The 25106-nt window shown below is 67.9% G+C and carries 11 protein-coding genes; 8 read left to right on the forward strand and 3 right to left on the reverse strand.

The window, feature by feature from the left end:
* Nucleotides 1–218 precede the first annotated feature (218 nt).
* Nucleotides 219–4919: a BREX system serine/threonine kinase PglW gene (gene pglW / locus ACWIHT_RS11400; protein WP_456166844.1), complete on the forward strand. Its 4701-nt coding sequence runs from the start codon at nt 219–221 to the stop codon at nt 4917–4919.
* Nucleotides 4916–8551 (forward strand): BREX-2 system adenine-specific DNA-methyltransferase PglX, encoded by a 3636-nt coding sequence (gene pglX, locus ACWIHT_RS11405; RefSeq protein WP_456166846.1) that lies wholly within the window; start codon nt 4916–4918, stop codon nt 8549–8551. Before pglW ends, pglX begins: the two co-directional genes overlap by 4 nt.
* Nucleotides 8552–8613: 62 nt before the next feature.
* Here the strand turns inward: pglX and ACWIHT_RS11410 are convergent, their stop codons facing one another.
* Both ACWIHT_RS11410 and ACWIHT_RS11415 read right to left on the reverse strand, forming a co-directional pair.
* Nucleotides 8614–8823 carry a DUF397 domain-containing protein gene (locus tag ACWIHT_RS11410; RefSeq protein WP_456166848.1) on the reverse strand — a complete coding sequence of 70 codons (210 nt, stop codon included), beginning with the start codon at nt 8821–8823 and terminating at the stop codon, nt 8614–8616.
* A complete protein-coding gene (locus ACWIHT_RS11415; protein ID WP_456166850.1) occupies nt 8805–9647 on the reverse strand; it encodes a helix-turn-helix domain-containing protein in 843 nt (280 codons plus the stop codon). The genes ACWIHT_RS11410 and ACWIHT_RS11415 overlap by 19 nt, the downstream gene beginning before the upstream one ends.
* 455 nt (nt 9648–10102) lie before the next feature.
* Here ACWIHT_RS11415 and ACWIHT_RS11420 point away from each other — a divergent pair, with 455 nt between their 5' ends.
* From ACWIHT_RS11420 to ACWIHT_RS11445, 6 genes are all read left to right on the forward strand, one after another.
* Nucleotides 10103–12043 (forward strand): DNA/RNA helicase domain-containing protein, encoded by a 1941-nt coding sequence (locus ACWIHT_RS11420; RefSeq protein ID WP_456166852.1) that lies wholly within the window; start codon nt 10103–10105, stop codon nt 12041–12043.
* A gap of 92 nt (nt 12044–12135) precedes the next feature.
* The gene (gene pglY / locus ACWIHT_RS11425) at nt 12136–16029 is read left to right on the forward strand and encodes a BREX-2 system ATPase PglY (RefSeq protein ID WP_456166854.1); all 3894 of its coding nucleotides are present in this window, start codon (nt 12136–12138) and stop codon (nt 16027–16029) included.
* On the forward strand, nt 16026–18926 hold the full coding sequence (gene pglZ / locus ACWIHT_RS11430) for a BREX-2 system phosphatase PglZ (protein ID WP_456166856.1): 2901 nt from the start codon (nt 16026–16028) through the stop codon (nt 18924–18926). Before pglY ends, pglZ begins: the two co-directional genes overlap by 4 nt.
* Before the next feature lie 40 nt (nt 18927–18966).
* Entirely contained in the window at nt 18967–20715 is a 1749-nt protein-coding gene (locus ACWIHT_RS11435) for an AIPR family protein (RefSeq protein WP_456166858.1), read from the forward strand.
* Between the two features lie 46 nt (nt 20716–20761).
* Nucleotides 20762–22087: a BREX system ATP-binding protein BrxD gene (gene brxD / locus ACWIHT_RS11440; protein WP_456166860.1), complete on the forward strand. Its 1326-nt coding sequence runs from the start codon at nt 20762–20764 to the stop codon at nt 22085–22087.
* Nucleotides 22087–24246 (forward strand): DEAD/DEAH box helicase, encoded by a 2160-nt coding sequence (locus ACWIHT_RS11445; protein ID WP_456166862.1) that lies wholly within the window; start codon nt 22087–22089, stop codon nt 24244–24246. The genes brxD and ACWIHT_RS11445 overlap by 1 nt, the downstream gene beginning before the upstream one ends.
* A gap of 22 nt (nt 24247–24268) precedes the next feature.
* Here ACWIHT_RS11445 and ACWIHT_RS11450 read toward each other — a convergent pair whose 3' ends face one another.
* The gene (locus tag ACWIHT_RS11450; RefSeq protein ID WP_456166864.1) at nt 24269–25048 is read right to left on the reverse strand and encodes a hypothetical protein; all 780 of its coding nucleotides are present in this window, start codon (nt 25046–25048) and stop codon (nt 24269–24271) included.
* Nucleotides 25049–25106 lie beyond the last annotated feature (58 nt).

Genomic DNA, 25106 nt, shown 5'->3' on the forward strand with positions numbered 1-25106 from the left:
ACCAGCCGATTGGGTGGCGCGTTGGAGCGCTGACCACCGTTCCTTCCCCGTGCGTCCCTCGTTGTGCGCCCCCGGCCGACGGCTGCGGCCTGACGCACGGCTTACCCACTGTCATAAGCCGCGGCTAGGATTCAGCAGGTTCGTGACGTGGCGGAAACGGCACGCAACGCCACGATCGGACTGTGACTGGGGACGGAACCAAGAGGCGGGGACAACGCATGCGGCAAGGCCGGTGGACCACGGTCACCGAGTCCGAGTTCGACCATGAACACCGTGGCCTGGAAGCCATCCGGGAGAAGCTGCCGGACGCCGATCCCTGGCGGGCCTGGTCGAACTTCACGTTCACCGCCCACACCGGTCACGTCCGCGAGGTCGACCTCCTGGTCGTCGCCCCCAGCGGCGTCTACATGATCGAGCTCAAGGACTGGCACGGCTCCGTGACGAGCGAGAACGGCACCTGGGTGCAGACCACCCCCGGTGGCCATCGCCGCCCGCACGGCAATCCGCTCCACCTGGTCAACAAGAAGGCGAAGGAGCTGGCCGGCCTGCTCGGCCAGAACGGCAGGCGGGTGTGGGTCGGCGAGGCCGTCTGCTTCACCGACGGCGGTCTGCGTGTCCGTCTGCCCGCCCACGACCAGAACGGCGTCCACACCGTGGACGAGCTGGTCACCATGCTGAAGGAGCCGCCGCGCGACGAGCGGCGCCGCATCACGGCCGTCGAGTCCCGCGAGATCAGGACCGCGCTGGAACGGATCGGCATCCGGCGCAGTGACGCCGAGTACAAGGTCGGCCCGTACCAGTTGGACCGCAAGTCCTTCGACTCGGGTCCGACCTGGGCGGACTACAAGGCGAGCCACAGCGAGCTGCCCGAGGTCGCCCGCGTCCGCGTCTACCTCAGCGAGCGCGGATCGGACGCGTCGATCCGGCGGTCGGTGGAGAACGCGGCCCGTCGTGAGGCGGCTGTCCTCCAGCGGTTCAAGCACCCGGGTGCGGTCCAGCTCAAGCAGTACTACCCGTCCGGGCACACGGCAGGTCCGGCCCTGATCTTCGACTACGACCCACGCACGCTCCGCCTCGACGAGTACCTGCTCCAGTACGGCAAGAGCCTCGACATCCTCGGCCGGATGGCGCTGGTCCGCCAGCTCGCCGAGACGATGCGTTCCGCGCACTCCGCCCGCATCCACCACCGGGCGTTGGCCGCCCGTGCCGTGCACGTGATCCCCCGCGACCGGGGCCGGCGCGGGCAGACGGTCGGTGAGGACGCCGCCTGGCTCACCCCGCGCCTGGAGATCTCGGACTGGCAGATCGCCACCCAGCGCGCCTCCGGCACGGACGGCGACAGCGGACAGGGCATGACCCGCTTCGCACCGACCGCGCTCTCGGCGATGCACCTGGCGGAGGGCTCCGACCCGTACTTCGCCCCGGAGTTGACCGCTCTCAAGGCCGACCCGGTCTACCTCGATGTGTACGGCCTCGGCGTCCTCACGTATCTCCTGGTCACCGGCAAGGCACCGGCCGCGAGCCAGGCGGAGCTGCTGGCACGTCTTGAGGCGGGCGAGGGGCTGCGCCCCAGCTCACTCGTCGACGACCTCTCCGAGGACATCGACTTCCTCGTCCAGGCAGCGACCGCCTACCGGCCCGGACAGCGGCTCTCCTCGGTGGACGAGTTCCTGGAGATGCTGGAAATCGTCGAGGACACGTTGACCGCCCCGACCTCGCCACCCGACCCCGAACCGGCCGAGGACCCCGAGAAGGACCCGCTGGAGGCGGTGGCCGGCGACGTCCTCGGCGGTCGCTGGGAGGTCCGCCGCCGCCTCGGCACCGGCTCCACCAGCCGGGCCTTCCTCGTCCGCGACCTCCAGGCCGAAGCGCGCAAGACCAGGCCGCTCGCCGTCCTGAAAGTGGCCCTTTCGGACAGCCGGGGCCAAGTACTGGTCCACGAGGCCGAGGTGATGAACCGGCTGCGCCCCGACTCGCGGGTGATCCGGCTCGTCGAGCCGGAACCCCTGCGCATCGGGTCCCGTACGGTCCTCGCCCTGGAGTACGTGGGCGACGAGCGCGAGGCCACCGAGCAGGGCACCGAGACCGCCGACTCCGGCACCGGCACACGCACCCGCCGCCGTGAGGAGACGGTCGCGCGCCAGTTGCGCGAGCACGGTCGGCTGAAGATGGACCAGTTGGAGGCGTACGGCGACTACCTGTTCGGGGCCGTGGACTTCCTGGAGGGCGAGAGCGTCTGGCACCGCGACATCAAGCCGGACAACATCGCCATCCGCATCCGCCCGAACCGCACCCGCGAGCTGGTCCTCATCGACTTCTCTCTGGCCGGCTACTCGGCGAAGGACTACGAGGCAGGCACCGACGGCTACTTGGACCCGTTCATCGGCACCCTGACCCGCACCGCGTACGACTCGCACGCCGAGCGGTACGCCATCGCCGTCACCCTGCACCAGATGGCCTCGCGCGAGCTGCCCAGGTGGGGCGACGGTTCGGTCCCGCCCCGGATGACGGACCCGAAGGAGTTCCCGTACCCGACCGTCCAGGCCGACGCCTTCGAACCGGCCGTACGGGACGGTCTGGTCGCCTTCTTCCGCAAGGCCCTGCACCGGGACGCGGCGAAGCGCTTCCCCGAGCTGAAGCCGATGCGGGACGCCTGGAGGAAGATCTTCCTCGACGCCTCGCAGACGGTGCCGTCTAGCCACCGCTCCCGCCACCCCGAGCCGGCCCCGCAGGAGGCCGTCGCAGGTGAGCGCGCGGCGACGATCGCGGACGCCGAACCGCTCACCGCCGACGAGCAGCGCGAACGCCTGGCGGCGGCGGTCACCCGCGAGACGCACCTGTCGGCCGCCGGCCTCACCCCGGCCGCCGAGTCCTTCCTCTACGGCCTTGAGATCACCACCGTCGGCGGCCTCCTCGACTACAGCCGCAGCAAGCTCCTCAACGCCCCGGGTCTCGGCACCAAGACGCGCACCGAAGTGCAGCGCCGCCAACGCCAGTGGGGCAAGTTGCTGCGCGAGGCACCGCTCTCCCCGCTCACCCCGAAGGGCCGAGCGGAGGCGAAGGAGGAACTGGCCCAGCTCACCGCCACCGAGTCTGCGGTCGCCGGAGCCCTGGCCGTGGGCGAGGGAGCGGCGGGCCTGAGCGAGTCCGCACTGCGCTCGCTGAGCCTCGACCTGCTCGCCACGCTCTTCGTCCCGGAGCTGAACAACAACCGCTCGAACAACAACAAGGTCGAGATGGTACGGCTGTTGCTGCGCCTCCCGGACGAGCACGGTGAGCTGCCCGGTATCGGAGTCTGGCCCAAACAGAAGGACGTGGCCGAAGCCCTCGGCCTGTCGGCCGGGCGCATCCCGCAGATGCTGAAGGAGGAGCGCAAGCGCTGGAAGAAGCATCCTGCGGTCCAGGCACTGCGGGACGAGATCGTGGGCCTGCTGGTGGGCCTCGGCCGGGTCGCCTCGGCAGTGGAGATCGCCGACGCCCTAGCCGTACGACGCGGTACGCAACTGGCGGGACGCGAACAGCGGCGCGCGCTGGCTCTGGCGGCGGTACGAGCGGTCGTGGAGGTCGAGCAACTCCAGCCGGAGGAGGCGGAGTTCCAGCACCAGGCCAACCGCAAGGCAACAGAGGACGTGCTGGCGGCGGGCCTGCTCGCGCTGGACGTACGGGAGGTCGACGCCCCGGACACCCCGACGGCTCCGGGTCTGCTGGACTACGCCACCCGACTGGGCAAGACGGCAGACCGCCTGACCCGTCTCGAAAGCCTCCCGACGGCCACGACGGTCCTGAGCGAGCTGGGCGCGCTCACCCCTCCGCCCGGCGTCGTGGACTGGGACGAACGGCGCCTGGTCGAACTGGCCGCCGCTGCATCCGTCAACGCGGCGGCCACACCCCGCCTGGAGATCTACCCGCGCAACCTGCCCCTGGTACGGGCCCTACGCCTCACCCAGGCCGGCCTGGTGCGGCTGATTCCGGGCGTACCGGAGGCGCGGCAGCCGGGCCTGACCGGCGAGGACGTCCACGAGCGGGTACGGGCACGCTTCCCCGAGCTGGTCATCAGGAACGCCCGAGGCGCGAACGCACACGGCCTCCCGACCGGCGGCCCGCTGACCAAGGCGCTGCGCGATGCGGGCTTCGATCTGACTCTGTCGACGCGCGAGGACACGCGGACGCTCCGCTATCTGCCGACGCGGATGGACAGCGCGTCCACCTATCTGACGGGCGGGAACTGGCGTCAGTCGACGGAGGCCGGCGCGGCGACCCGCTACTCCGACGACCCGTTCGTGGCGAGCGGAGTCCGCGCGGACGAACGGCTTCTGGCTTCGGCCCGGCGGGACGGCTACCGGGTCCTGACGGTGCATCACGATCGGACGGTCGAGGCGGTACGGAGGCTGTCGGGCCACCGCATCGGCGCGCAGACGGTGTCCGTGACCGAACTCTTCCTGGAGTCGATGCACGCCCTGGTCCCTCCGGGCACGAAGCCGACATGGGAGACGCTGCTGAAGGCGGACGTGGCGGAGCCGGGCTCGCGGGGCGCGTTGAAGTTCACCGAATACGCACGGACCGCCTGGGGCACGGTGGAGCCGCAGGTACGGGAACTGCTCGCCCCAGGGACCGGTTCGGGCCCGGTTCTGCTGACCGAGGTGACCGTGTTCGCTCGCTACGACGGCATGGGCGTCCTCGACCGGCTCGCGGAGGCGGCTCGCCAGGGCGGGCGGGGACTGTGGCTGCTGGTACCGCAGGCGGACCCGGGGCGTGAACCGAAGCTGGGCCACACGGCAGTCGCCTACCAGGCCGGCCTGGGCGAATGGATAGACCTGCCGGACTCGTGGGTGAAGAAGGACTACCTGTCCGGTGTGACGGACGTGAGTGTCGTGGGCGTGAATGTGAACGCGAACGGTAACGAGGGAGACGACAAGTGATCGACCGCAAAGCCCTGTTGGAAGACCTGAAGCACCAGGTCAAGGCGGTCGAGACCGACCTCGGCAAGCAGGTCAAGGTGGTGGCCGAGGGCGAGAAGCTACGCGCCGAGTACGACCGCGCGCGCAAGTTGGGCCGTACGGCGTCCACTTGGAACTCCTGGCTGGACGAGCGGGTCACGCAGGTCGCGGTGGCGTGGGTGCTGGGGACTGTGTTCGTACGGTTCTGCGAGGACAACGGGCTGATTCCGGAGCCGTACTTGACGGCACCGGAAGGCGATCGACGTGACTTGGCACTGGCTCGGTTCGAGGAATACGTCGCGCGGTCGGACGACCCAACGTACCGAGGTTGGCTTGAGCAGGCGTTCGAGGAACTGGGGGCGGGGCAGGCGGGGCGGTTGCTGTTTGACCGGCGGCACAACCCGTTGTTCCAGATCCCGCTGTCGCATGACGGTGCGCGGGAGTTGGTGGACTTCTGGCGGGGGCGGGATGAGGGGGGCGTTCTCGTCCACGACTTCACGGACCCGGACCCGCTGGAGGAGGACGGCGACGGGACGCGCGGATGGGATACACGATTCCTGGGCGACCTGTACCAGAACCTGAGCGAGGCGGCTCGGAAGACATATGCACTGCTTCAGACTCCAGAGTTCGTAGAGGAGTTCATCCTCGACCGGACTATGGATCCGGTAGTGCGGGAGTTCGGGTACGAAGGCCTAAAGATGATCGACCCTACATGCGGGTCGGGACACTTCGTGCTGGGCGCCTTCCGGCGATTGGTGCGACTCCGGGCGAACGGCCAGCCCGGCGGTGACCGACACGCGAGGGTGCGGGCGGCACTGGACTCAGTCCACGGAGTGGACTTGAACCCATTCGCAGTGGCTATTGCACGGTTCCGGTTGCTCGTCGCGGCTATGGCAGCCAGTGGCGTGCACACGCTGAGGGAAGCGGCTTTTTATGAGTGGCCCATTCACCTGGCGGTGGGCGACTCACTGATCAAGCACCGCCATAAACAGGGAAACCTGTTCGATCAATTGGGGGAGGAGGGAGTGGATGAGCTGACCGAATTCAAATATGAGACCGAGGATGTCCACGAGTACCCGGAGATCCTGAAGCCGGGTCGGTATCACGTGGTGGTGGGGAACCCTCCGTACATCACAGTGAAAGATAAGAAGCTAAACGAACTCTACCGGGTACTATACGACGCGTGTGCGGGAAAATATGCACTTTCGGTGCCGTTTGCTCAGCGTTTCTTCGAGCTAGCGAAGACGGGGGACGCAGAGAGCGGGCTTGGGTACGGGATGGTCGGGCAGATTACGGCCAACTCCTTCATGAAGCGCGAGTTCGGCACACGACTGATTGAGACGTACTTTGGGCATGAGGTGGAGCTGACCGAGGTCATTGATACTTCCGGAGCATACGTTCCGGGGCATGGAACTCCTACGGTAATCCTAATCGGGAGGCGGCGCGGAGGAACGCAACGATCGACATCAATTCGAACGGTGCGTAGCGTGCAAGGTGAGCCTGCCGTGCCAGAGAATGGCGAGGATGGACTTGTGTGGAACGCGCTCGTGAAGCAGATCGATGACCCCGGATCCGCCAGTCAGTGGGTCTCGGTGGGGGACCTGAGACGGGAACGCTACTTCGGCAAGCAGCCGTGGGTCTTGACTGATGGCGGCCTTGAGATGCTTGAGCGAATCAACGAATCTAAGAAAGCCACCCTAAGGCGTGACGCATCGCGCATCGGCTTTTACGGGATCCCGGCTGCAGATGATGCAATGACAGCACCTCGGGAAACGTTCCGGCGCGTCCGCGCCGAGCAAGAATACACCAAGCGGCTAATTGTCGGGGACGAAGTCCGAGACTTTACATACAGCAACGGTGACTACATTTTCCACCCTTACGATGCCGAGCGGAATCTACGAGACCTGAGCGCCTTCCCACGCCTCGCCTCCTGGATTTGGCCCTGTCGGACGGAACTGGGAGGTCGAGCAACCTTTTCAGGCGGAACGTACTTCACCGATCACCGCCCATGGTGGGAATGGCATCAACTCCCCAAGGACCTCCAGGCCCACACATGGTCGATCAATTTTTCCTTTGTAGCAACGCATAATCATTTCTGCCTCGACCGGGACAGAGCAGCCTGCACTCGCACCGCACCTGTGATCAAGTTGCACCGGGAGGCAAGCGAAGAGGAGCACTTGCAGCTTCTCGGGCTGCTCAATAGCTCAACAGCCGGATTCTGGCTCAAGATGGTGAGCCACAGCAAGGGAACTGAGGGACATCAGTCTGGGATTAAGACCGAGCTCTGGGAACAATTTTACGAGTTCACTGGCACGAAACTCCAGGACTTTCCGTTGCCCTCCAGTTATCCAACTTCTATCGCCATCACTCTGGACAGTCTCACTCACCAAATCTCGGACTCCAGTCTCTCTGCTTTTGCAAGTCAAACCATCCCCGCCATTCCTTTCCTGAACAATACTCGCGCTACTTTGCATTCCATCCGCGCCCGCATGATCGCGCTTCAGGAGGAACTGGACTGGCAGGTCTACTCGCTGTACGGTCTGCACCCCGAAGACTTGCGCACCTCCGAAGACCCCACCTCGCCCGAAATCCCCGAACTCTCTCTTGGCGAGCGCGCCTTCGAGATCGTGCTCGCACGTCGGGTCGCCGCAGGCGAAGCCAGTGACGAGTGGTTCAAGCGGCACGGGTCCACACCCATCACCGAGATCCCGGCCCACTGGCCCGGTGCCTACCGCGAGGTCGTCCAGAGGCGCATCGAGGCCATCGAGTCGTCCCGCGCCATCGGCATGATCGAGCGACCCGAATACAAACGGCGATGGGCCACCGAAGGATGGGACTCGCTCCAGGAGAACGCACTCCGGAGCTGGCTGCTCGACCGGATCGAGGACCGTGCCCACTGGTTCGACGAGAACGGAATGCCCGCCCTCGTCACCCTCTCCCGCCTCACCGACAACCTCTCCCGCGACGAGGACTTCGTCTCCGTAGCCAAGATCTACGCACCCCACAAGGAACTACCCACCGTAGTCGCCGAGTTGATGACCGACGAGCACGTGCCCTTCCTCCCCGCCCTGCGCTACAAGCCCGCTGCCCTCAAGAAGCGCGCCGACTGGGAGAACGTCTGGGACCTCCAGCGGCAGGAGGACGCCGCTCCGGACGAGCCGGCCAAGCGGAAGATCCGGGACTCCATCCCCATGCCGCCGAAGTACACCTCGGCCGACTTCCTGCGCAGCTCGTACTGGCGAGCGCGCGGCAAGCTGGACGTGCCGAAGGAGCGGTTCATCTCGTACGCGCGGACCAACGTCCCCACCCCCGACCTCTACGGCTGGGCCGGCTGGGACCACCGTGAGCAGGCGATCGCGCTCGACACGTACATCGCCACTCACGAGGGCCTGACCACCGAAGAGGTCACCCCGCTCCTCGCCGGGCTGCTGGAACTCCAGCCCTGGCTGAACCAGTGGCACAACGAGCCCGATCCGCTCTTCGCCCCCACCCCCGCCAAGTTCTTTGAGGGCGACCGGCAGATGGAACAGGGCAAGCACGGCCTCACCGACGATGACCTGCGCGACTGGCGCCCGGCCGCCGCGACCAGAGGACGCCGTACCACCAAGAAGTAGTCCGCCGGTAACGCCAACGGCCCCGCGATCGGGACAGATCGCGGGGCCGTTGCCTTGCCTGATCAGTCGCTCAACTGCGCGTTCCTGATTGCCGAAACGAAGGACGTCCACCCGCCAGCAGGGAACATGAGCACTGGCCCGTGGGAAACCTTGCTGTCCCGTACCGGAACAACGGCAGCAAAGCCGTCAGAAACCTCGACGCACTCGCCTCCGTCCTGATTGCTGTAGCTGCTCTTGCGCCAAGCTGCGGCACTCAGGTCAATGGGTCGCACAGCACTTCCTCCAACGTGGCCAAGACGAACTTCCACGAGTCAGCCGGAGACAACGCCAGATCGCGCATCGCATCGTACCCACGCTGCAAACGCTCAACCGGAGCGTTCTCCTCAATGAGATCGCCTTCGTAGCCGTTCTCCGTGTAAGCCACCGTACTTCCGTTCGCCAGCCGCAGGAACATCACGGTGGCGTTCATCAAGCCATGCAGCCCGGCGCTCAGGGGAAGCACCTGCATCGTCACATTAGGACGCTCCGCGACGGCCACCACGTACTCCAACTGCCCTCGCCACTCCCCCACATCCCTCAAGGGCGTCCGCAACACTGCCTCGGACAGGATCGTCCGAAACGGCGGCGCACCCTTCCCCTCCAACAACTCCCGCCTCCCCATCCGCGCCTCGACCTGCTGCTCAAGCTCCTTCCCCTCAAGCCCGCCCACCGTCAGCATCTCCCGCGCGTACCCCGGCGTCTGCAACAACCCCGGCAGCACGCTCACTGCGAAGTGCCACAAGCTCACCGCCTCCGCCTCCAACGCCATGTACCGCCGGTACCGCTCGCGGAACTGCGTATGGTCCCCGACGGCCAACTCCCACAACGCCAGCAACAACCCCGGCGTCTCGTAGTGCGTGTCGAGGGCCTGAACGACCTCCGAGCTGCCGAGCGTCTCGCCGTTCTCCATCTTGCCGAACAACGACGCGTCCCAGCCCAGCCGTTCACCGAGCGCCCGCAAGCTCAGCCCGCTCGCAGCCCGTAGCCTCCGCAACTCCTCGGCGAACCGTTGACGGGGTTCCTGGCTGCGGCCGGTGATGACGCGTCGTTGCGGCATACCACTTCCTCCGGGACATGCACGTGAGCGAGGTGGAACGTGTGGAACCACCTGAGCGCGACGGGGAACCACCGCCCCGCCCACAACTCGGCTGCCCACTTCCGGCCGCATTCTCGTAACAGCCGGACTACGCAGGGTAATTCACCCAGCACAACCGGGTCTCGGAATCAGCGGAACCGACCTCCGCCCCCTCACCCAGGCCGAGTTGCTGAGCGACCTCGTCGCCGACGTCAACTCCCGCAGCAGGCAGCCGAGATGACGGCACCACTCCACATCCGACCCATCCGAAGCCGCACCGCCCCGACACCCACCCACCACCCCGTCATGGCCGACTCCGCACTAATCGCCTCCCCGTGATCAACGCCCTCACCTAGGATGTCGAGAACCAATCTCAGCGGCCCGACGGGCTTCCTAATCCGCCCCGCCCCCGCGGCGCGCGGCGGACACCGAAGGACATGCCCCCACCCGCACGAGTCTTCTTCGTGCTGCCTGGGGGCATTTCCTTGCTGTTCCGTGAGTCCGCGGCGTCCGTGGCCACCCGTATCCTCGAAGGGTCACTGGCGCTGCATCTGACCGAGAACTTCCGTCACCTGCACGGCAGGAGCGCCGGGCAGTCGGAGATCAGGTCCTGGGAACGCAGCCTCCCGGCTCTCGTCAACGCCCTCATGGACGCCGGGCTCGGTGACGTCGAGGTTCTCATCGAGTACAGCCTGCCGCTCACCAGCAAGCGCGCCGACGCCGTACTCGCGGGCGTACACCCGACCACGGGCGAACCGTCGTACGTCATCGTCGAGTTGAAGCAGTGGAGCGCGGCCTACCCGGAGGAGGACGAGCCGCTGCTGTGCCGCATCGACGCGTACCCGGACGCCGTGCTCAACCCGATCGAGCAGGTCCGGGGCTACTGCGAATACCTGCTGTCGTTCAACGGCGCCCTGGAACGGATGCCGAAGGCCCTCGCCGGAGTGGCGTTCCTGCACAACGCCGCCGAATCCCGCATCGCGGGTCTGCGGAGCGTGAAGGAGGACCAGCACGGCCGGATGTACACCGGTGAACAGCGCGGCGCCTTCCTGGACTTCCTGCGTTCACGGCTCGCCGCGAAGCCCGGCGCGGAGGCGGCGGACATGCTGCTCGCCGGCAAGATCCGGCCGTCGAAGCAACTGATGGCCGTCGCTGCGGCCGAAATCCGCGACCGCGAGCAGTTCATCCTCCTCGCCGAACAGCGGGTCGCCTACGAGCACGTCATGTCCGCCGTACGCAAGGCGAAGCGGTCCAACCACAAGCAGGTTGTCATCGTGACCGGCGGGCCCGGTTCCGGCAAGAGCGTGGTCGCGCTGTCGCTGCTCGGTGAGTTGTACCGGCAGGGCGTGACCGCTCTGCACGCCACCGGGTCCGCGTCGTTCACCAAGACCATGCGCAAGGTCGCCGGGGCCCGGAAGCCCGCTGTGCAGAAGCTGTTCATGTACTTCAACAGCTTCATGGCCGCCGAGCCCAACGACCTCGACGTACTGATCTGCGACGAGGCCCACCGCCTGCGCAAGACCTCCGCCAATCGCTACACCAAGGCTGAACTGCGCACAGGCCGACCGCAGGTGGCGGAGTTGATCGACGCGGCCCGGGTGCCGGTGTTCCTGCTCGACCAGCACCAGGTGGTGCGACCCGGCGAGATGGGGACGAAGGCTGAGATCAAGCGGGCCGCTGCCGCGCAGGGACTCGAATGCACGGTCATCGAACTGGACGGGCAGTTCCGGTGCGGCGGCAGTGACGCCTACGAGAAGTGGGTCGTCGACCTGCTCGGGCTGGAGGGCGGCACGCCCAACCCGTGGGAGCCTGACGGCAAGTTGGACTTGCGGACCGCCGAGAGCCCGCAGGAGCTGGAGGACTTCCTCGTCGCGCGCCGGGCGGACGGTTACGGCGCGCGGATGTCGGCCGGCTACTGCTGGAAGTGGACCACCAAGGTCACCCCGGACATGACCGAGCTGCCCGCCGACGTCGTCATCGGGCAGTGGGCGCGGCCCTGGAACGTGTACGGCGAGCGGTCCGTACTCGGTGCTCCGCCCGCGCCCCTGTGGGCCACCGACCCGGATGGTTTCGGGCAGGTCGGCTGCGTCTACACCGCGCAGGGCTTCGAATACGACTGGTCAGGCGTGATCATCGGGCCCGACCTGGTGTGGCGTACGGATCGGTGGGTCGTGGACCGTACGGCTTCGAAGGATCCGATCTTCACGAAGGCGACGCCGGACAGTGAGATCGACCAGCTGATCCGCAACACATACAAGGTGCTGCTGACGCGGGGCATGGTCGGCACGATCATCTACTCGACGGATCCGGAGACGCGCGACAAGCTGCGCTCGCTCGTGCATCCGGCGACCGGCGTGGAGGCGCCCGTCCTCGTGTAGTCGCGCGTGTGCGAAAAGTGGTTATCCGTTGTCAGTGGTACGCCATACGATCGGATGAGCCCGCGCAGCCGCCCGTCGGAGAGTGATTGTTCATGGCCCAGCAGCCGCCCCTCCTCCGCGATGTCATCGACATCAAGGAGTCCATCTCCACCTCGGACTTCGTCCTCCAGCTTTCGGAGGCCACGACTCCCGAAGGTGCGGAGCGCGCGCTGCGGGACTACGTGGTCACGGAACGGCTGTTGGAGAACTTCGACGAGGCGCTCGGGCTGATCCGGTCCGCGCTCGACGGGCACACCTCGAAGGCGTCCTACCTGCACGGGTCGTTCGGTTCCGGTAAGTCGCACTTCATGGCGGTGCTGCACGCCCTGCTCAGCGGGGCCCCGGCGGCCCGCGCGCGGACGGACCTCGACCCGGTGCTCACCAAGCACGAGTGGCTCGGCACGGAGGGGAAGCGATTCCTGCTGGTGCCGTACCACATGCTCGGGGCGAAGGCCCTGGAGCAGCGGGTCCTCGGCGGGTACGTCAGTCATGTCAAGAAGCTGCACCCGGAGGCTCCGACGCCACAGGTGTACCGGACGGACGCGCTGTTCGACGACATCCGGGCGATGCGGTCCCGCATGGGCGACCAGGCGGTGATCGGCGGCCTCACCTCGGCGGACGGCGACGGCTCGGACGGCGAGGAGGACGAGTGGGGCGAGGCGTTCGGCTGGACACCTGAGCTGCTCGACACGGCCCTCGCCGCCGAGGAGGTCCACGAGGGCGGCCAGGCACTCAACCTGGTCAGCCCGTCGACGCCGGCCGAGCTGCGGGCGCGGCTGGTGCAGGACGCGAGCACGCACCTGCTGCCGGGCTTCGCGAAGAACGCTGCCGAGGACGAGCACGGGTTCGTCTCGCTGGACGCCGGTCTGTCCGTGATCGCCGAGCACGCCAAGTCGCTTGGCTACGACGGGCTGATCCTGTTCATGGACGAGCTGATCCTCTGGCTCGCGACCCTCATCCACGACCAGAAGTTCGTGGCCAAGGAAGCCGGCAAGATCACCAACTTCGTGGAGGGCGGCGACGCCCGTCGGGCCGTCCCGGTGATCTCGTTCATCGCCCGTCAGCGCGACCTGCGCGAGCTGGTCGGCGAGGAGGTGTCGGGTGCGGCCGAGGCGTCCATCCAGGACACGCTCAACCTGGCCTCGGGCCGGTTCGACAAGATCACGTTGGAGGACCGCAACCTCCCCCAGGTCGCCCACGCCCGCCTCCTCAAGCCCAAGGACGACGCGTCCGCCGCACTCGTCGACGCCGAGTTCGAGAAGACCCGCAGGATCCGTCAGGAGGTATGGGACACGCTCCTGGGCTCCGACCGTGGCGCCGACGGCATCGGCGCCGACGAGGAGAGCTTCCGGCTGACGTACCCCTTCTCGCCGGCGTTCATGGACACCCTCGTCCACGTGTCGTCGGCGCTCCAGCGCAACCGAACCGGTATGAAGCTGATGGGGCAGTTGCTCGCCGCCCACCGCGCCGAGCTGCGGCTGGGTGACCTGATCCCGGTCGGCGACTTGTACCCACTGATCACGGCGGGCGGCGACAAGCCGTTCACCGACAGCCTGAAGGTGGTCTTCGAAGCCGCCGACAAGTTGTACCGGACCAAGCTGCGGCCTTACCTCCTGCTCACGCACAACGTGACGGAGGAGAACATCGAGCAGTACGCCCACCGGCCCGACAGCGTCACCGACCCCGAACTGCGCGCCCGGATCAGGCAGTTCGTCGGTGACAACCGGATCGTCGGCACGCTGCTGTTGTCGGCGCTAGCCCCGAGCGTCCCCGCTCTGTCCGACCTGACCATCCGCCGCCTGTCCGCCCTCAACTACGGGTCGGTGGTCGCCCCGATCCCCGGCCGCGAGTACGGCATCCTGAAGAACAAGGTCGCCGAGTGGGCGGGCCGCTTCCCCGAGATCAAGGAGACCGGCACCGAGGCCAACCCTGGTGTCCGGCTCGAACTGTCCGGTGTCGACGTCGACTCGGTGATCGCCAACGCCAACGTCAACGACAACCCGGGCAACCGCGAGGCCCTCGCCAAACGGCTCCTCGTCGAGGAACTCGGCATCGACCAGTCGCAGTTGATCAACGAGCTGCACTTCGCGTGGCGCGGCACCGACCGCAGCGTCGAGGTGGTGTTCGGCAATGTCGCCGACGAGGACGCGCTGCCGGACCACGACCTCATGCCCCAGCAGGACGGGCACTGGCGGATCGTGATCGACCTCCCCTTCGACGAGAGCGAGTGGGGGCCGCGCGAGGACGCCAACCGGATGCAGCGGCTGCGTGAACGGCAGGGCGAGCCGTCCCGCAGCGTCGCGTGGCTGCCGACCCACCTCTCCAGCCAGCGGTACGCCGACTTCCGCCGCCTCGTCGTCATCGACAAGGCGCTCTCCGACAGCCAGCGGTTCGACGGCCAGTACGCGGGCCATCTGAGCCCCGACAACCGGGCCCGCGCCAAGGGACTTCTGGAGACCCAGCGGGAGTCACTGCTCAAGAACGTGAAGGCGGCCTTCAAGCAGGCATACGGCCTCGCGGACAAGAAGGCCACCGATGTGGAGCTGGGCTTCGGCGACCATCTGGAGTCGCTGCGCGAGGTCGAGGGGTTGATCCTGTCCATCGGCCAATCGATGCGGGACGGTATCCGGCACATCGCCGACAAGTTGCTCGCGAGCCAGTACCCGGACCACCCGAACCTCGACCCCGACAACACCGGCACGGTCGTAAAGCCTGCCGACGCCCGAAAGGTCTTCACACACGTACGGGCCGCCGCCGAGGCCCGCGACGGGCGCGCCGAAGTCCCCGCCCCCGACCGGAATCTGATGCGCCGGGTAGCCACTCCGCTACGGCTGGGACAGCAGAAGGAGGCCTACTTCGAGCTGTCGCAGTACTGGACGGACCACTTCCGGCAGCTCGCCAGCGGGCAGGGCGTGACCGGCGACCTCAGCCTGATCACCCTCACCGACTGGACGGACCGGCCGACACCTCGCGGCCTGCCCGGTTTCCTCGCCCGGCTCGTCGTGGCCTCGTTCGCCGAGATGGACGACCGGGTGTGGGTGCGCGCGGGTACCCCCCTCGACCCGGCGCCCGCCCTGAACGAGATCAAGGACCATGACGCGCTGCGCAGCCAGCCGCTGCCGTCCGAGGAGGACTGGTCGACTGCCCGCCAGCGGTTCACGGCGGTGTTCGGCGAGCCGGCCCCCACGCTGCGGCGTGGCCGTATGGTCAACCAGCTCGCCCGGCAGATCGCCCAGCAGGCAGGCGCCCACCTGGAGGCTGCCCGCGAGTTGGTGACCCAACTGGAGCGGCACGTCGGCTTCCTCCACCTCGACGAGACCGCCGAGGGCGGGCGCCTCGCCCTCGCGCGGCGGGCAGTAGAACTGCTCCAGGAACTCACACGCTCCGCCGGTCAGGGTGCCGCCGGAGCCCGGAAGACCGTCGAGGCTCTGGCCGCCTTCGACTTCGGGGAGGTCGGCGCGGACCGGTTCGGGACCTCGGTCAAGCAGGCCCGCACGGTGGCGCAGGCGCTGGATTCGACGTCGTGGACCACCCTCGACCTGGCCACCTCAGAGGGACCCGAGGGCGAGGCGCTGTTGGAGTCCCTGCGCAACGCCGCGCAGAGCGACCAGCGGACCAACGACCTGAAGGAGGCGCTGGTTCGCACGCAGCGCGAGGTGCTGGCGCTGCTGAAGCGCAACCGTGCGACGCCGACTCCGCCGCCCGCTCCCCCGGCCCCAGCCCCGGGGCCCAGTGACGTACCGCTCGACACGGCGACGAGTCATCCGGCCGTGCCCGATCAGACACCGAGCCCGGGCCCGTCCACCCCGGGGCGGGTGAGACGCTCCGGCGGCGGACGGACGACCGCGTCCAGGGCAGTGGCCGAACTGCAGGCGGAGATCGCCGAGTTGGCGGCCCGCGAACCCGGTGCTCAGGTCGCGTTCACCTGGCAGGTCGTCGAAGGATGAGCACGGCGACGACCAGCACGGTGGCGGTACGGCTGAACCTCGCGACGATCACCCAGTACCTGTCGACCCAGAGTTCGCTGGCCGACGCGCTCGCGGGCCAGGACCAGCGGCGGGCCGTGCTGCTGCGCTCGTCGCCGCGGTGGGACGGACCCGCCGAATACGCCTGGGGCGACGGGCTGTCGGCCCGGATCGCCGCGGCGCCCTCCCCGCTCGCCGTGCACGAACTGCTGCTCGGCCACCTGTCGGGCACGGCGACCGGCCCGACCCTGCTTGTCGTCCTGACCGACCGCGAACAGAACGAACTCGACCCCGCCATCCTGGCCCGCGCCCACAAGAAGCGCATCGACACGGTGGACAGTTGGGACGTGGTGCGTGACGCGTTCGGCGCGCACCAGGTCGACCAGCGGCTCAGGGACGACAAATGGGCCGCGGAAGCCCTGCTGGACGCGGCACCGCCGAGAGGTGGCTGGCCCCGGCTGGGGGGCGGCATCCTGTCTCGCGGCACGGCCCTGTCCGCGCTCGCGCTGCGCCGCCTGAGGCTGGGCAGTTACGAGGACGAGTCGGCCCGGCAGGACCACACCACGTCCGCCGACAGGCTGGACACCCATGCGCTGCTCGGCTGGTCCCTGCTCCCGGGTCGGCCGGAGCGCTTCCTGGCACTGCGTGGCCCCGAACGCGGCGGCCTGGCGGAGTTCCTCGGTGAGGACGACCGGGCCGGACTCGCGGGGCGGGCGCTCCTGGCCCTCGTCGAGGCCGAGCACGGACCGGACGCGGTGGCCTTCGGGCTCGTCTGCGCCGCGCTGTGGTGCCATGCCGAACCGGACGCGACCGTCTACACGGCACGCGGTCGCGCGGAGCGCTGGTTCGGGGAGCGCCCCCCGGCGCGGGGTGAGCAACTCGACGCCATGGCTGCCGCTTTCGGCCGGGCCTCGGAGGACTACGTCGGCACGCTTCTCGCCGCAGCCGCCAGGGCCGGTGTCGCAGGCCCGGAAGAAGCCCGCGAGGCCCGCCGGGCCGGCGACACGGTGCTGGAGCGTGCCTCGGCGCTGGTCCGTCAGTTCGGCGCGGAAGCCGCCGCGAGGAACAGCCCCCTCCTGCCGGCCGGCCTCGACGCCAGGTTCGCCGCTGTCGGGACCGCCCTCGCAGCTGGTGAGCCCGGACCGCTCGACATCGCCGTCCGTTCCTTGAGCGAACACCGGCGCGCACAAGGAACGGAGATCCAGTCGCGGATCGAGCGGACCCGCATGGCGCAGCGGCTCGTCCAGTGGTTGGCCACCGAGCCGACGACGGAGGCGTCCCATGTCGGTGCGGCCATAAAGCGCCATGTCGACGAGACCGCGTGGGTCGACCGGGCCCTGGAACACATCGAGGCCGGAGGGGACCCCGACGACCGGCTGAAGGCCGCCTACGATGCGCTGGCCGAGCGCGTACGGGAACGCCGGCACGCGATCGACCGCGACTTTGTCGGCGTTCTGGCTACATGGACCGCGGCAGGCACCGATCCCGGCGGGATGTTGACGGTGGAGACATTCCTGGAGCGGGTGGTGAAACCGGTGGTGCGAGGCACCGACCGGCGCGTGCTGCTGATCGTCCTGGACGGTATGAGCGCGGCCATCGCCACCGAGCTGGGTGAGGAACTGCGCGCTTCCTGGGCCGAGTTCGATCCGGTGACCGAGGAGGGGAAACGTCCGCGACGCCGTGCCATGGCCGCGGCTCTGCCCACCCTCACCGCCGTGTCCCGTACTTCACTGTTCGCGGGCAGGCTGACGCAGGGATCGCAGAACGACGAGACACAACTGTTCCCCGCCCTCCCGCTCTGGGCCGGGGCGCCTGCAGCCGTGTTCCACAAGGACGACCTGCGGGCCGACAGCGCGGGCGACACGTTCGGGCCCGTGCTCACCGAGGCGCTCATGGACGGCCGTACGCATGTCGCGGTCGTCCTCAACGCGATCGACGACCGGCTCGCGAAGGAACAGAAGCTGGGTGACGGGGCCTGGCGGGCCGTGCACATCCCGGGCCTGCCGGATCTGCTGAGGCTCGCCGCCTCGCAGGGGATGGCCGTGGTCATCACGAGCGACCACGGGCATGTCGTCGACCGGCACGGGCTGAAGGTGGACACCGGCTCACCGCTGTCCGCCCGGCACCGCGCCCCGGACGGCAAGACGGGCCCCGCCGAGGTCGCGCTGCGCGGCACCCGGGTGGTCGCGCCGCAGCCGGGAGGCTCGATCGTAGCCCTGTGGGACGCCGACTCCCGGTACACGGCTCGCAAGGCCGGCTACCACGGCGGGGCGTCCCTCGCCGAGTTCACGATTCCGGTCCTGGCTCTCCTGCCGTTCGGGGCTCCCCCTCCTCCGGCCTGGCGGGAGTTGGGGGATCCGCGACCAACCTGGTGGCTGTTGGAGGAGCCCGCGTCGTACACCGCCAGCGTCCAACCCGCCCCGGCGTCCACCGCGAAGCGGCCGGCGCGGCAGAAGCCGACGAAGGTCCAGGTCCAACTCGCGCGTACGCACGACTCGTTGTTCGATGTCGCCGTCGTCCCAGCGTCCGACAACGCGGAGACGCTGGTGACGGCCACCGTCGTCGACCCCGACGACACCCTCGTCTCGGGCCTCTTCGCCTCGGAGGCGTTCCAGGGGCAGATCGGGCTGCTCGCACGCAAACCGCCCATGGACAAGGTGGAAGGAGCCATCCGGGCCCTGCTCGACGCCGGAGGCACCCTCCCGGTGACGGCCCTCGCCCAGCGCGTGTCCTACCCGACCACCCGGGCCGACGGGTTCGCGGCCATCCTGCGCCAACTGCTCAACTACGACGGAGTGCAGGTCCTGGAGACCCTGCCGGACGGTCGGACCGTCCGCCTCGATCTCTCCCTGCTCCGCATGCAGTTCGACCTGACCTGACGTTCCATCAGTTCTGTCGCCCACCGATGAGCCGGGAGCCATGAGCGCCAACGACCGTGTGTTAATCAACCAGATGATCGAGGAGCGTCGCAACGCCCGCGCCGTCCCCCTCTCGTTCGACGCGGCCTTCGAGAGGTTTGCGAGCGAACACGCGCTGCACGGCTTCGGTCTCTCGGAGGAGGAGATCGAAGCCGGTGTGATCGGCGGGGCGAACGACGGTGGCATCGACGGGGTGTACGTCTTCCTCGGTGGTCGGCTCCTGCACGAGGACAGCGAGATCCTTCAGCAGACCTCGGCCGTCTCGAACGTGGAGCAGGGGACCCAGCTGACGCTCTGGCTCGTCCAGGCCAAGACGAGCCCCGGCTTTTCCGAGGTGGCCCTCGACAAGGTGGCGTCCACCTGCACGAACCTCCTGGACATGGAGGTCGACGAGGCCACCGTCGGGATCCTCTACACGGAAGACCTGCTCGTCCGCTTCAGATTGTTCAGGACAGCGCTGCTGCGGCTCCTCAGCCGTCATCCGACCGTCCTGATCAAGTTCTCGTACGTGACGCGCGGCGACGCGAGCGAAGTGCATCCCAAGGTCCAGGCGAAGGCCAAGATCCTGGAGGCACAGTTCTCCAACGCCTTCGCCGTCTCCACCGGCGAGGTCGAGTTCCTGGGCCCCGCGGAACTCTGGAAGCGGGCCAGCACCCTCCCCTCGTACACCCTGGAGCTTCCCTACCGGGAGAGCATCACGCACGGGACGAGCCATATCGCCCTCGTCTCGCTGGGCGAGTACATCGACTTCCTCAGCGACGAGACCGGGGCGATCAAGTCCCACATCTTCGACTGGAACGTCCGTGACTACCAGGGAAACGTCGAGGTGAACCGGGAGATCACAGCATCTCTCCAGAACCCGGAAGCACCCGAATTCTGGTGGCTCAACAACGGCATCACCATCGTGTGCTCGCAGGCGACCTCGGTCGGAAAACGACTCAGCCTCTCCGACGTGCAGATCGTCAACGGTCTCCAGACGTCGTACACGCTCCACGAGACACTCCACGACCTCTATGCCGCCGATCCCACCGACGCCGTCTTCGACCGGCTCGTACAGGTGCGCATTCTCGTCACCGTGGATCAGGCGGCCCGTGACTCCGTCATCCGCGCCACCAACCGGCAGACCAGCGTGCCGGTCGCCTCACTCCGGGCCACGGACGACATCCAGCGGCAGATCGAGTCGTACTTCCTCGAACACGACTGGTTCTACGACCGGCGCAAGAACTTCTACCGGAACCAGGGCAAGTCGACCAACCGTATCGTCAGCATCCCGCTGCTCGCACAGTCCGTGATGGCCATGGCTCTGGGACAACCCGACTACGCGCGCGCCCGCCCGTCGAGCCTGCTGAAATCGGACTCGGACTACCGCCGCGTCTTCTCCGAGAAGACGGAACTCCCTGTCTACCTGTGGCTGGCCAGAGTGCAACGCCAGGTAGACGAGTATCTGCAGTCGGTATCGGATCCCGCCGTCCGTTCCCTGCACACCAACCTCCGCTTCCATCTCGCCATGCTCGGCGCCGTGGACCTCGTGGGCCGTGTGTTCAGCAAGCCGGAAACCCTGAACAACGCTGCCCGGGAGGGCGTCTTCCCGACGTCCACGCGCCTCGAATCGCTGTGGACGTCGCTCCAGGAGCAATTCAACGCATTCCAGCGAGAGAGCCGGTCTGGGCCCGACAAGACCGCGAAGAGCAGCGACTTCGTCACCTTCCTCACGAGCAACCTCGGATACGGCAGTCTCCGTCGCAGGTGATCTCTGAGCACGGTCAGCCGGGCAGCGCGGATGGGACAATGAGCGGGTGACCGGCCCTCGCCCTTCTCCCGTCTCCGCCGCCCGGCGGCGCACCGCCCTCGACGCGCTCCGACGCGGTGCGGTGCCCGAGAGCGGCCTGGATCTCCTGGCCACCGGCCTCGGCCGTTTCGAGTCCGCGCTGGACGCGGAACTCGACGCGGTCGCCTCCGGTGCCTCGGTCTTCAAGGCCGTTCGGGGTGAGTACGGTTCCGGCAAGACGTTCTTCACCCGCTGGCTCGGGGAGCGCGCCAAGCAACGCAACTTCGCTGTCTCCGAGATCCAGATCTCGGAGACGGAGACCCCGCTGCACAAGCTGGAGACCGTCTACCGGCGCCTCACCGAGCGACTGTCCACCCCGAGCTTCCCGCCGAGCGCACTCCGTCCTGTCGTGGACGCCTGGTTCTACGCCCTGGAGGAGGACGCCCTCGCCGCGGGAGCGGACGAGGACGATCTGGGCGGCGCGGTCGAGGAGTTGTTGACCGCCCGGCTGACCGAGGTGTCCCGGCACGCCCCGTCCTTCGCTGCCGCGCTGCGCGGATACCGGTCCGCGCTCGCCGAGGGCGACGAGTCGACGGCGGCGGCCGTCCTCGCCTGGCTCGGCGGGCAGCCCCACGTAGCGGCGGCGGCCCGCCGGTCGGCAGGAGTGCGCGGCGACCTTGACCACTTCGGCGCACTGGGCTTCCTGCAAGGGCTGCTCACCGTTCTGCGGGACTCCGGCCACCGGGGGCTGTTCGTCGTGCTGGACGAGGTGGAGACTCTGCAGAGAGTGCGGTCGGACGCCCGCGACAAGGCGCTCAACTCGCTGCGGCAACTGATCGACGAAGTCCACTCCGGGCGGTTCCCCGGCCTGTATCTGGTCATCACCGGCACACCCGCCTTCTACGACGGTCAACAGGGTGTGCAGCGGCTCCCACCGCTCGCCCAGCGGATCGCCACGGACTTCACGACCGATCCCCGATTCGACAACCCACGCGCCGTCCAGTTGCGCCTGTCGGGGTTCACCCTGGAGTCGCTGACCGGCCTCGGGGTGACCATTCGCGATCTCTACGCGTCCGGGGCGGACTCTCCCGACCGGATCAAAGCGTTGGCGGACGACACCTACATCTCCGATCTCGCCCGCGCGGTGGGCGGAGCCCTCGGCGGCAAAGTGGGCGTCGCACCCCGGCTCTTCCTCAAGAAACTGGTCGGCGACGTCCTCGACCGAATCGACCAGTTCCCGGATTTCGACCCACGGCAGCACTACCGGCTCACGGTGGGCAGCAGCGAACTTACCGACGTCGAGCGGAACTTGGCCGCGTCGTCGGCAGCCGACGACATCGACCTGGAGTTGTGATGACATCGGCCGCGGACCCCGTCGAACGGCTCGACCCCGTCATCCTGCATCACGTGGTCAACACGCTGGGCTGGCCGGACCTGCGGCCCCTGCAACGGGCCTCGATCGATCCGGTGATGGACGGTGAAGACGCCGTGCTGCTCGCGCCCACGGCCGGCGGCAAGACCGAGGCCGCCTGCCTGCCGGTGCTCTCTGCCATGTCCGCCCAAGGCTGGACTGGCACTTCGGTCCTCTACCTCTGCCCGCTCAAGGCGCTCCTCAACAACCTGGTCACCCGGGTCGACGCGTACGCGCAGTGGCTCGGACGCAGCGCGGCCCTGTGGCACGGGGACACGAAGGAGTCCCAGCGCCAGCGCATCCGTACCGAGAGACCCGACATCCTCCTGACGACGCCCGAGTCGCTGGAGGCGATGCTGATCGGGGTGAAAACCGACCACGCGCACCTACTGGGCGGGATCCGGGTCGTCGTCGTGGACGAGGTGCATGCGTTCGCCGGCGACGACCGCGGCTGGCACCTGCTGGCGGTGCTCGAACGTCTGCAACGGGTCGCGGGGCGTCCGATCCAGCGGATCGGACTGTCGGCGACGGTCGGGAATCCGAAGGAACTGCTCGCCTGGCTGCAAGGGTCAGGAGCCGGCCGACGTCCGGGACGGGTCGTCGCCCCGGACGTCACAAGCCACGCGTCCGACGGGGGCACCGGGAGTGGCATGGCCGGGCCGCCTCCGGGCGACATCGAACTCGACTACGTGGGTTCCCTTTCCAACGCGGCCAAGGTTCTCTCAGTCCTACACAAGGGCGAGAAACGACTGGTGTTCTGTGACTCCCGCCGACAGGTCGAGGAACTGGGCGCCGCGCTCCGAGCGCGCGATGTCACGGTGTTCCTGTCCCACGCTTCGCTCTCGGCGGACGAACGGGCCCGGTCCGAGCAGGCTTTCGCCGAGGCGCGCGACTGCGTCATCGTCGCCACCTCCACCCTGGAACTGGGCATCGATGTCGGCGACCTGGACCGCGTCGTCCAAATCGACTCACCTGGCTCCGTAGCCTCGTTCCTCCAGCGCATCGGCCGCACCGGGCGCCGTGCGGGGAGCACCCGAAACTGTCTGTTCCTGGCCACCCGCAAGGACTCCCTGCTGCAGGCTGCCGGTCTCCTTCTCCTCTGGAGCCGCGGCTGGGTCGAACCGGTCGTCCCGCCACCCGAGCCGCGCCATCTCGTCGCCCAGCAGTTGCTCGCCACCACACTCCAGGAACACAAGCTGGGCGACCAGCTCTGGCCCGACCAATGGAACGGCCTCGCTCCCTTCGACCGTTCGGCCGCTCCCATCCTGCGTCACCTGACCGAGCAGGGTTTCCTGGACACCGACGGCGGCATGCTGTTCATCGGGCCTGAGGCCGAACACCGTTTCGGGCGACGGCACTTCATCGAGCTGACCGCCTCCTTCACCGCGCCACCTCAGTTCACCGTGCTGTCAGGACGTACCGAGATCGGCCGGATGGATCCCTCCGTGCTCACCGAAGAACGCCCGGGCCCACGGCGACTGTTGCTGGCCGGCCGCAACTGGCAAGTGACGTTCATCGACTGGGGCCGGAAACGTGTCTTCGTCGAACCGGTCGAGAGCGGCGGAGTCGCCAAGTGGTCGGGAGGAACAATCGCCGGCCTGTCGTATGCGCTGACGCGCGCCATGCGGGATGTCCTCCTGGGCGCAGACCCTCCTGTCTCGCTCACCCGGCGTGCCGAAGTCTGCCTCCAGGAATGGCGCGATGAGGATGCGCCACATGTGGTTCACCCCGGTGGAACGCTGGTGGCTCGGCAAGGTAACGACGTGCGCTGGTGGACGTGGGCGGGATACCGCGCCAACGCGACGCTGTCCGCAACGCTGGCGTCGATCGCCGACCCGGTACAGCGGCCGACGGACTGCTACTTGCGTCTACGGGAGGATCTGAACCCAAGCATGTGGCGCAGCGCGATCGACGCCGTCCAGGCCGACCCGGCGCTTGTCCTCCCTGACGTCGACCGCCGAGCAGTACGTGGACTCAAGTTCTCGGCAGCGCTTCCACAACGGCTGGCCGTGGCCACGTTGTCGATGAGACTCGCCGACTTCGACGGTGCACGCGCTGCGCTCCTGGAGCCGAAGCGCTTCTCCACTGAGGCGGTGACCTGAGAGTCGCCGCAAGAGGCAACGGCTACACGGAATGTAGTCGTCGCACGTGATTGTCGTCAGTCACCTCGTAGAGGTCGACGCGCAGTAGTCGTCGTATGTGCAGCGGAACGCGCTCGGCGGCCTTGACCGACGCGGTGGGGAGAACCAGCGCGTATCGCGTGTCCGGTTGGTCACCGGTCATACGGCGCAGGAGCTGGCCATAGGCGATGTCGACGTCGACACCCTTCTCACTGGTTCGTCCCTTGACTTCGCCGACCAGACGCTCACTCTGGCGTACCGCTTCGATGTCCGTCCAACGGTCTGCCGGAGTCACCGGTGTCCAGCCTTCGGTCAGCAGCCAGGCCCGGAAGGCATCCGTGACCCGGTCCTCGTCACTGCCACGCGCAAGGATCCTCCTCAATACGGCGATGTCGGCCTCCGCGTTTCGGCGCAGACGCCCACGGCTGTCCGCGTCGAGGTCGGCGGGGCGGACGACCAGCAGCCGGAGCCCGTGCGCGGGGATCTCAACGTCACGTCGCGCGTCGTACAGGGCCCGCTGCGCACCTCGATGGACACCGCTGACCGTCAGCCTGTCCGGCTTGTCGAAATGCGGCACAGGCCGGTCATGCTGCAGCTCTCTGTACTCGACCACCAGTTGATGCTCCGGCCAGTAGGCATCGACGGGTAGTTTGACCCGTCGGCCCGCCGTACCGACATCTCCCTGAAGCCAGTCGAACTTGTGCTGCGTCTGCGCGGTCTCCCCCAGCACTTCGTTGCACAGGTCAATGACGTACGCCTCGTCGCTGTCGTCTCTCGTCCCCATGACCGCGCATCATGCCAGGGACCCAGCCTGTGCCACCCGACGCGGCGGACGAAGCCTC

It is taken from the genome of Streptomyces sp. NPDC002276 (genome assembly GCF_053891435.1).

Coding starts and splice junctions, on each gene's coding strand:
- pglY (WP_456166854.1), top strand. CDS start 12,136: ATGGCCCAGCAGCCGCCCCTCCTCCGCGATGTCATCGACATCAAGGAG.
- ACWIHT_RS11415 (WP_456166850.1), bottom strand. CDS start 9,647: ATGCCGCAACGACGCGTCATCACCGGCCGCAGCCAGGAACCCCGTCAA.
- ACWIHT_RS11435 (WP_456166858.1), top strand. CDS start 18,967: ATGAGCGCCAACGACCGTGTGTTAATCAACCAGATGATCGAGGAGCGT.
- pglZ (WP_456166856.1), top strand. CDS start 16,026: ATGAGCACGGCGACGACCAGCACGGTGGCGGTACGGCTGAACCTCGCG.
- pglW (WP_456166844.1), top strand. CDS start 219: ATGCGGCAAGGCCGGTGGACCACGGTCACCGAGTCCGAGTTCGACCAT.
- ACWIHT_RS11450 (WP_456166864.1), bottom strand. CDS start 25,048: ATGGGGACGAGAGACGACAGCGACGAGGCGTACGTCATTGACCTGTGC.
- ACWIHT_RS11445 (WP_456166862.1), top strand. CDS start 22,087: ATGACATCGGCCGCGGACCCCGTCGAACGGCTCGACCCCGTCATCCTG.
- ACWIHT_RS11420 (WP_456166852.1), top strand. CDS start 10,103: ATGCCCCCACCCGCACGAGTCTTCTTCGTGCTGCCTGGGGGCATTTCC.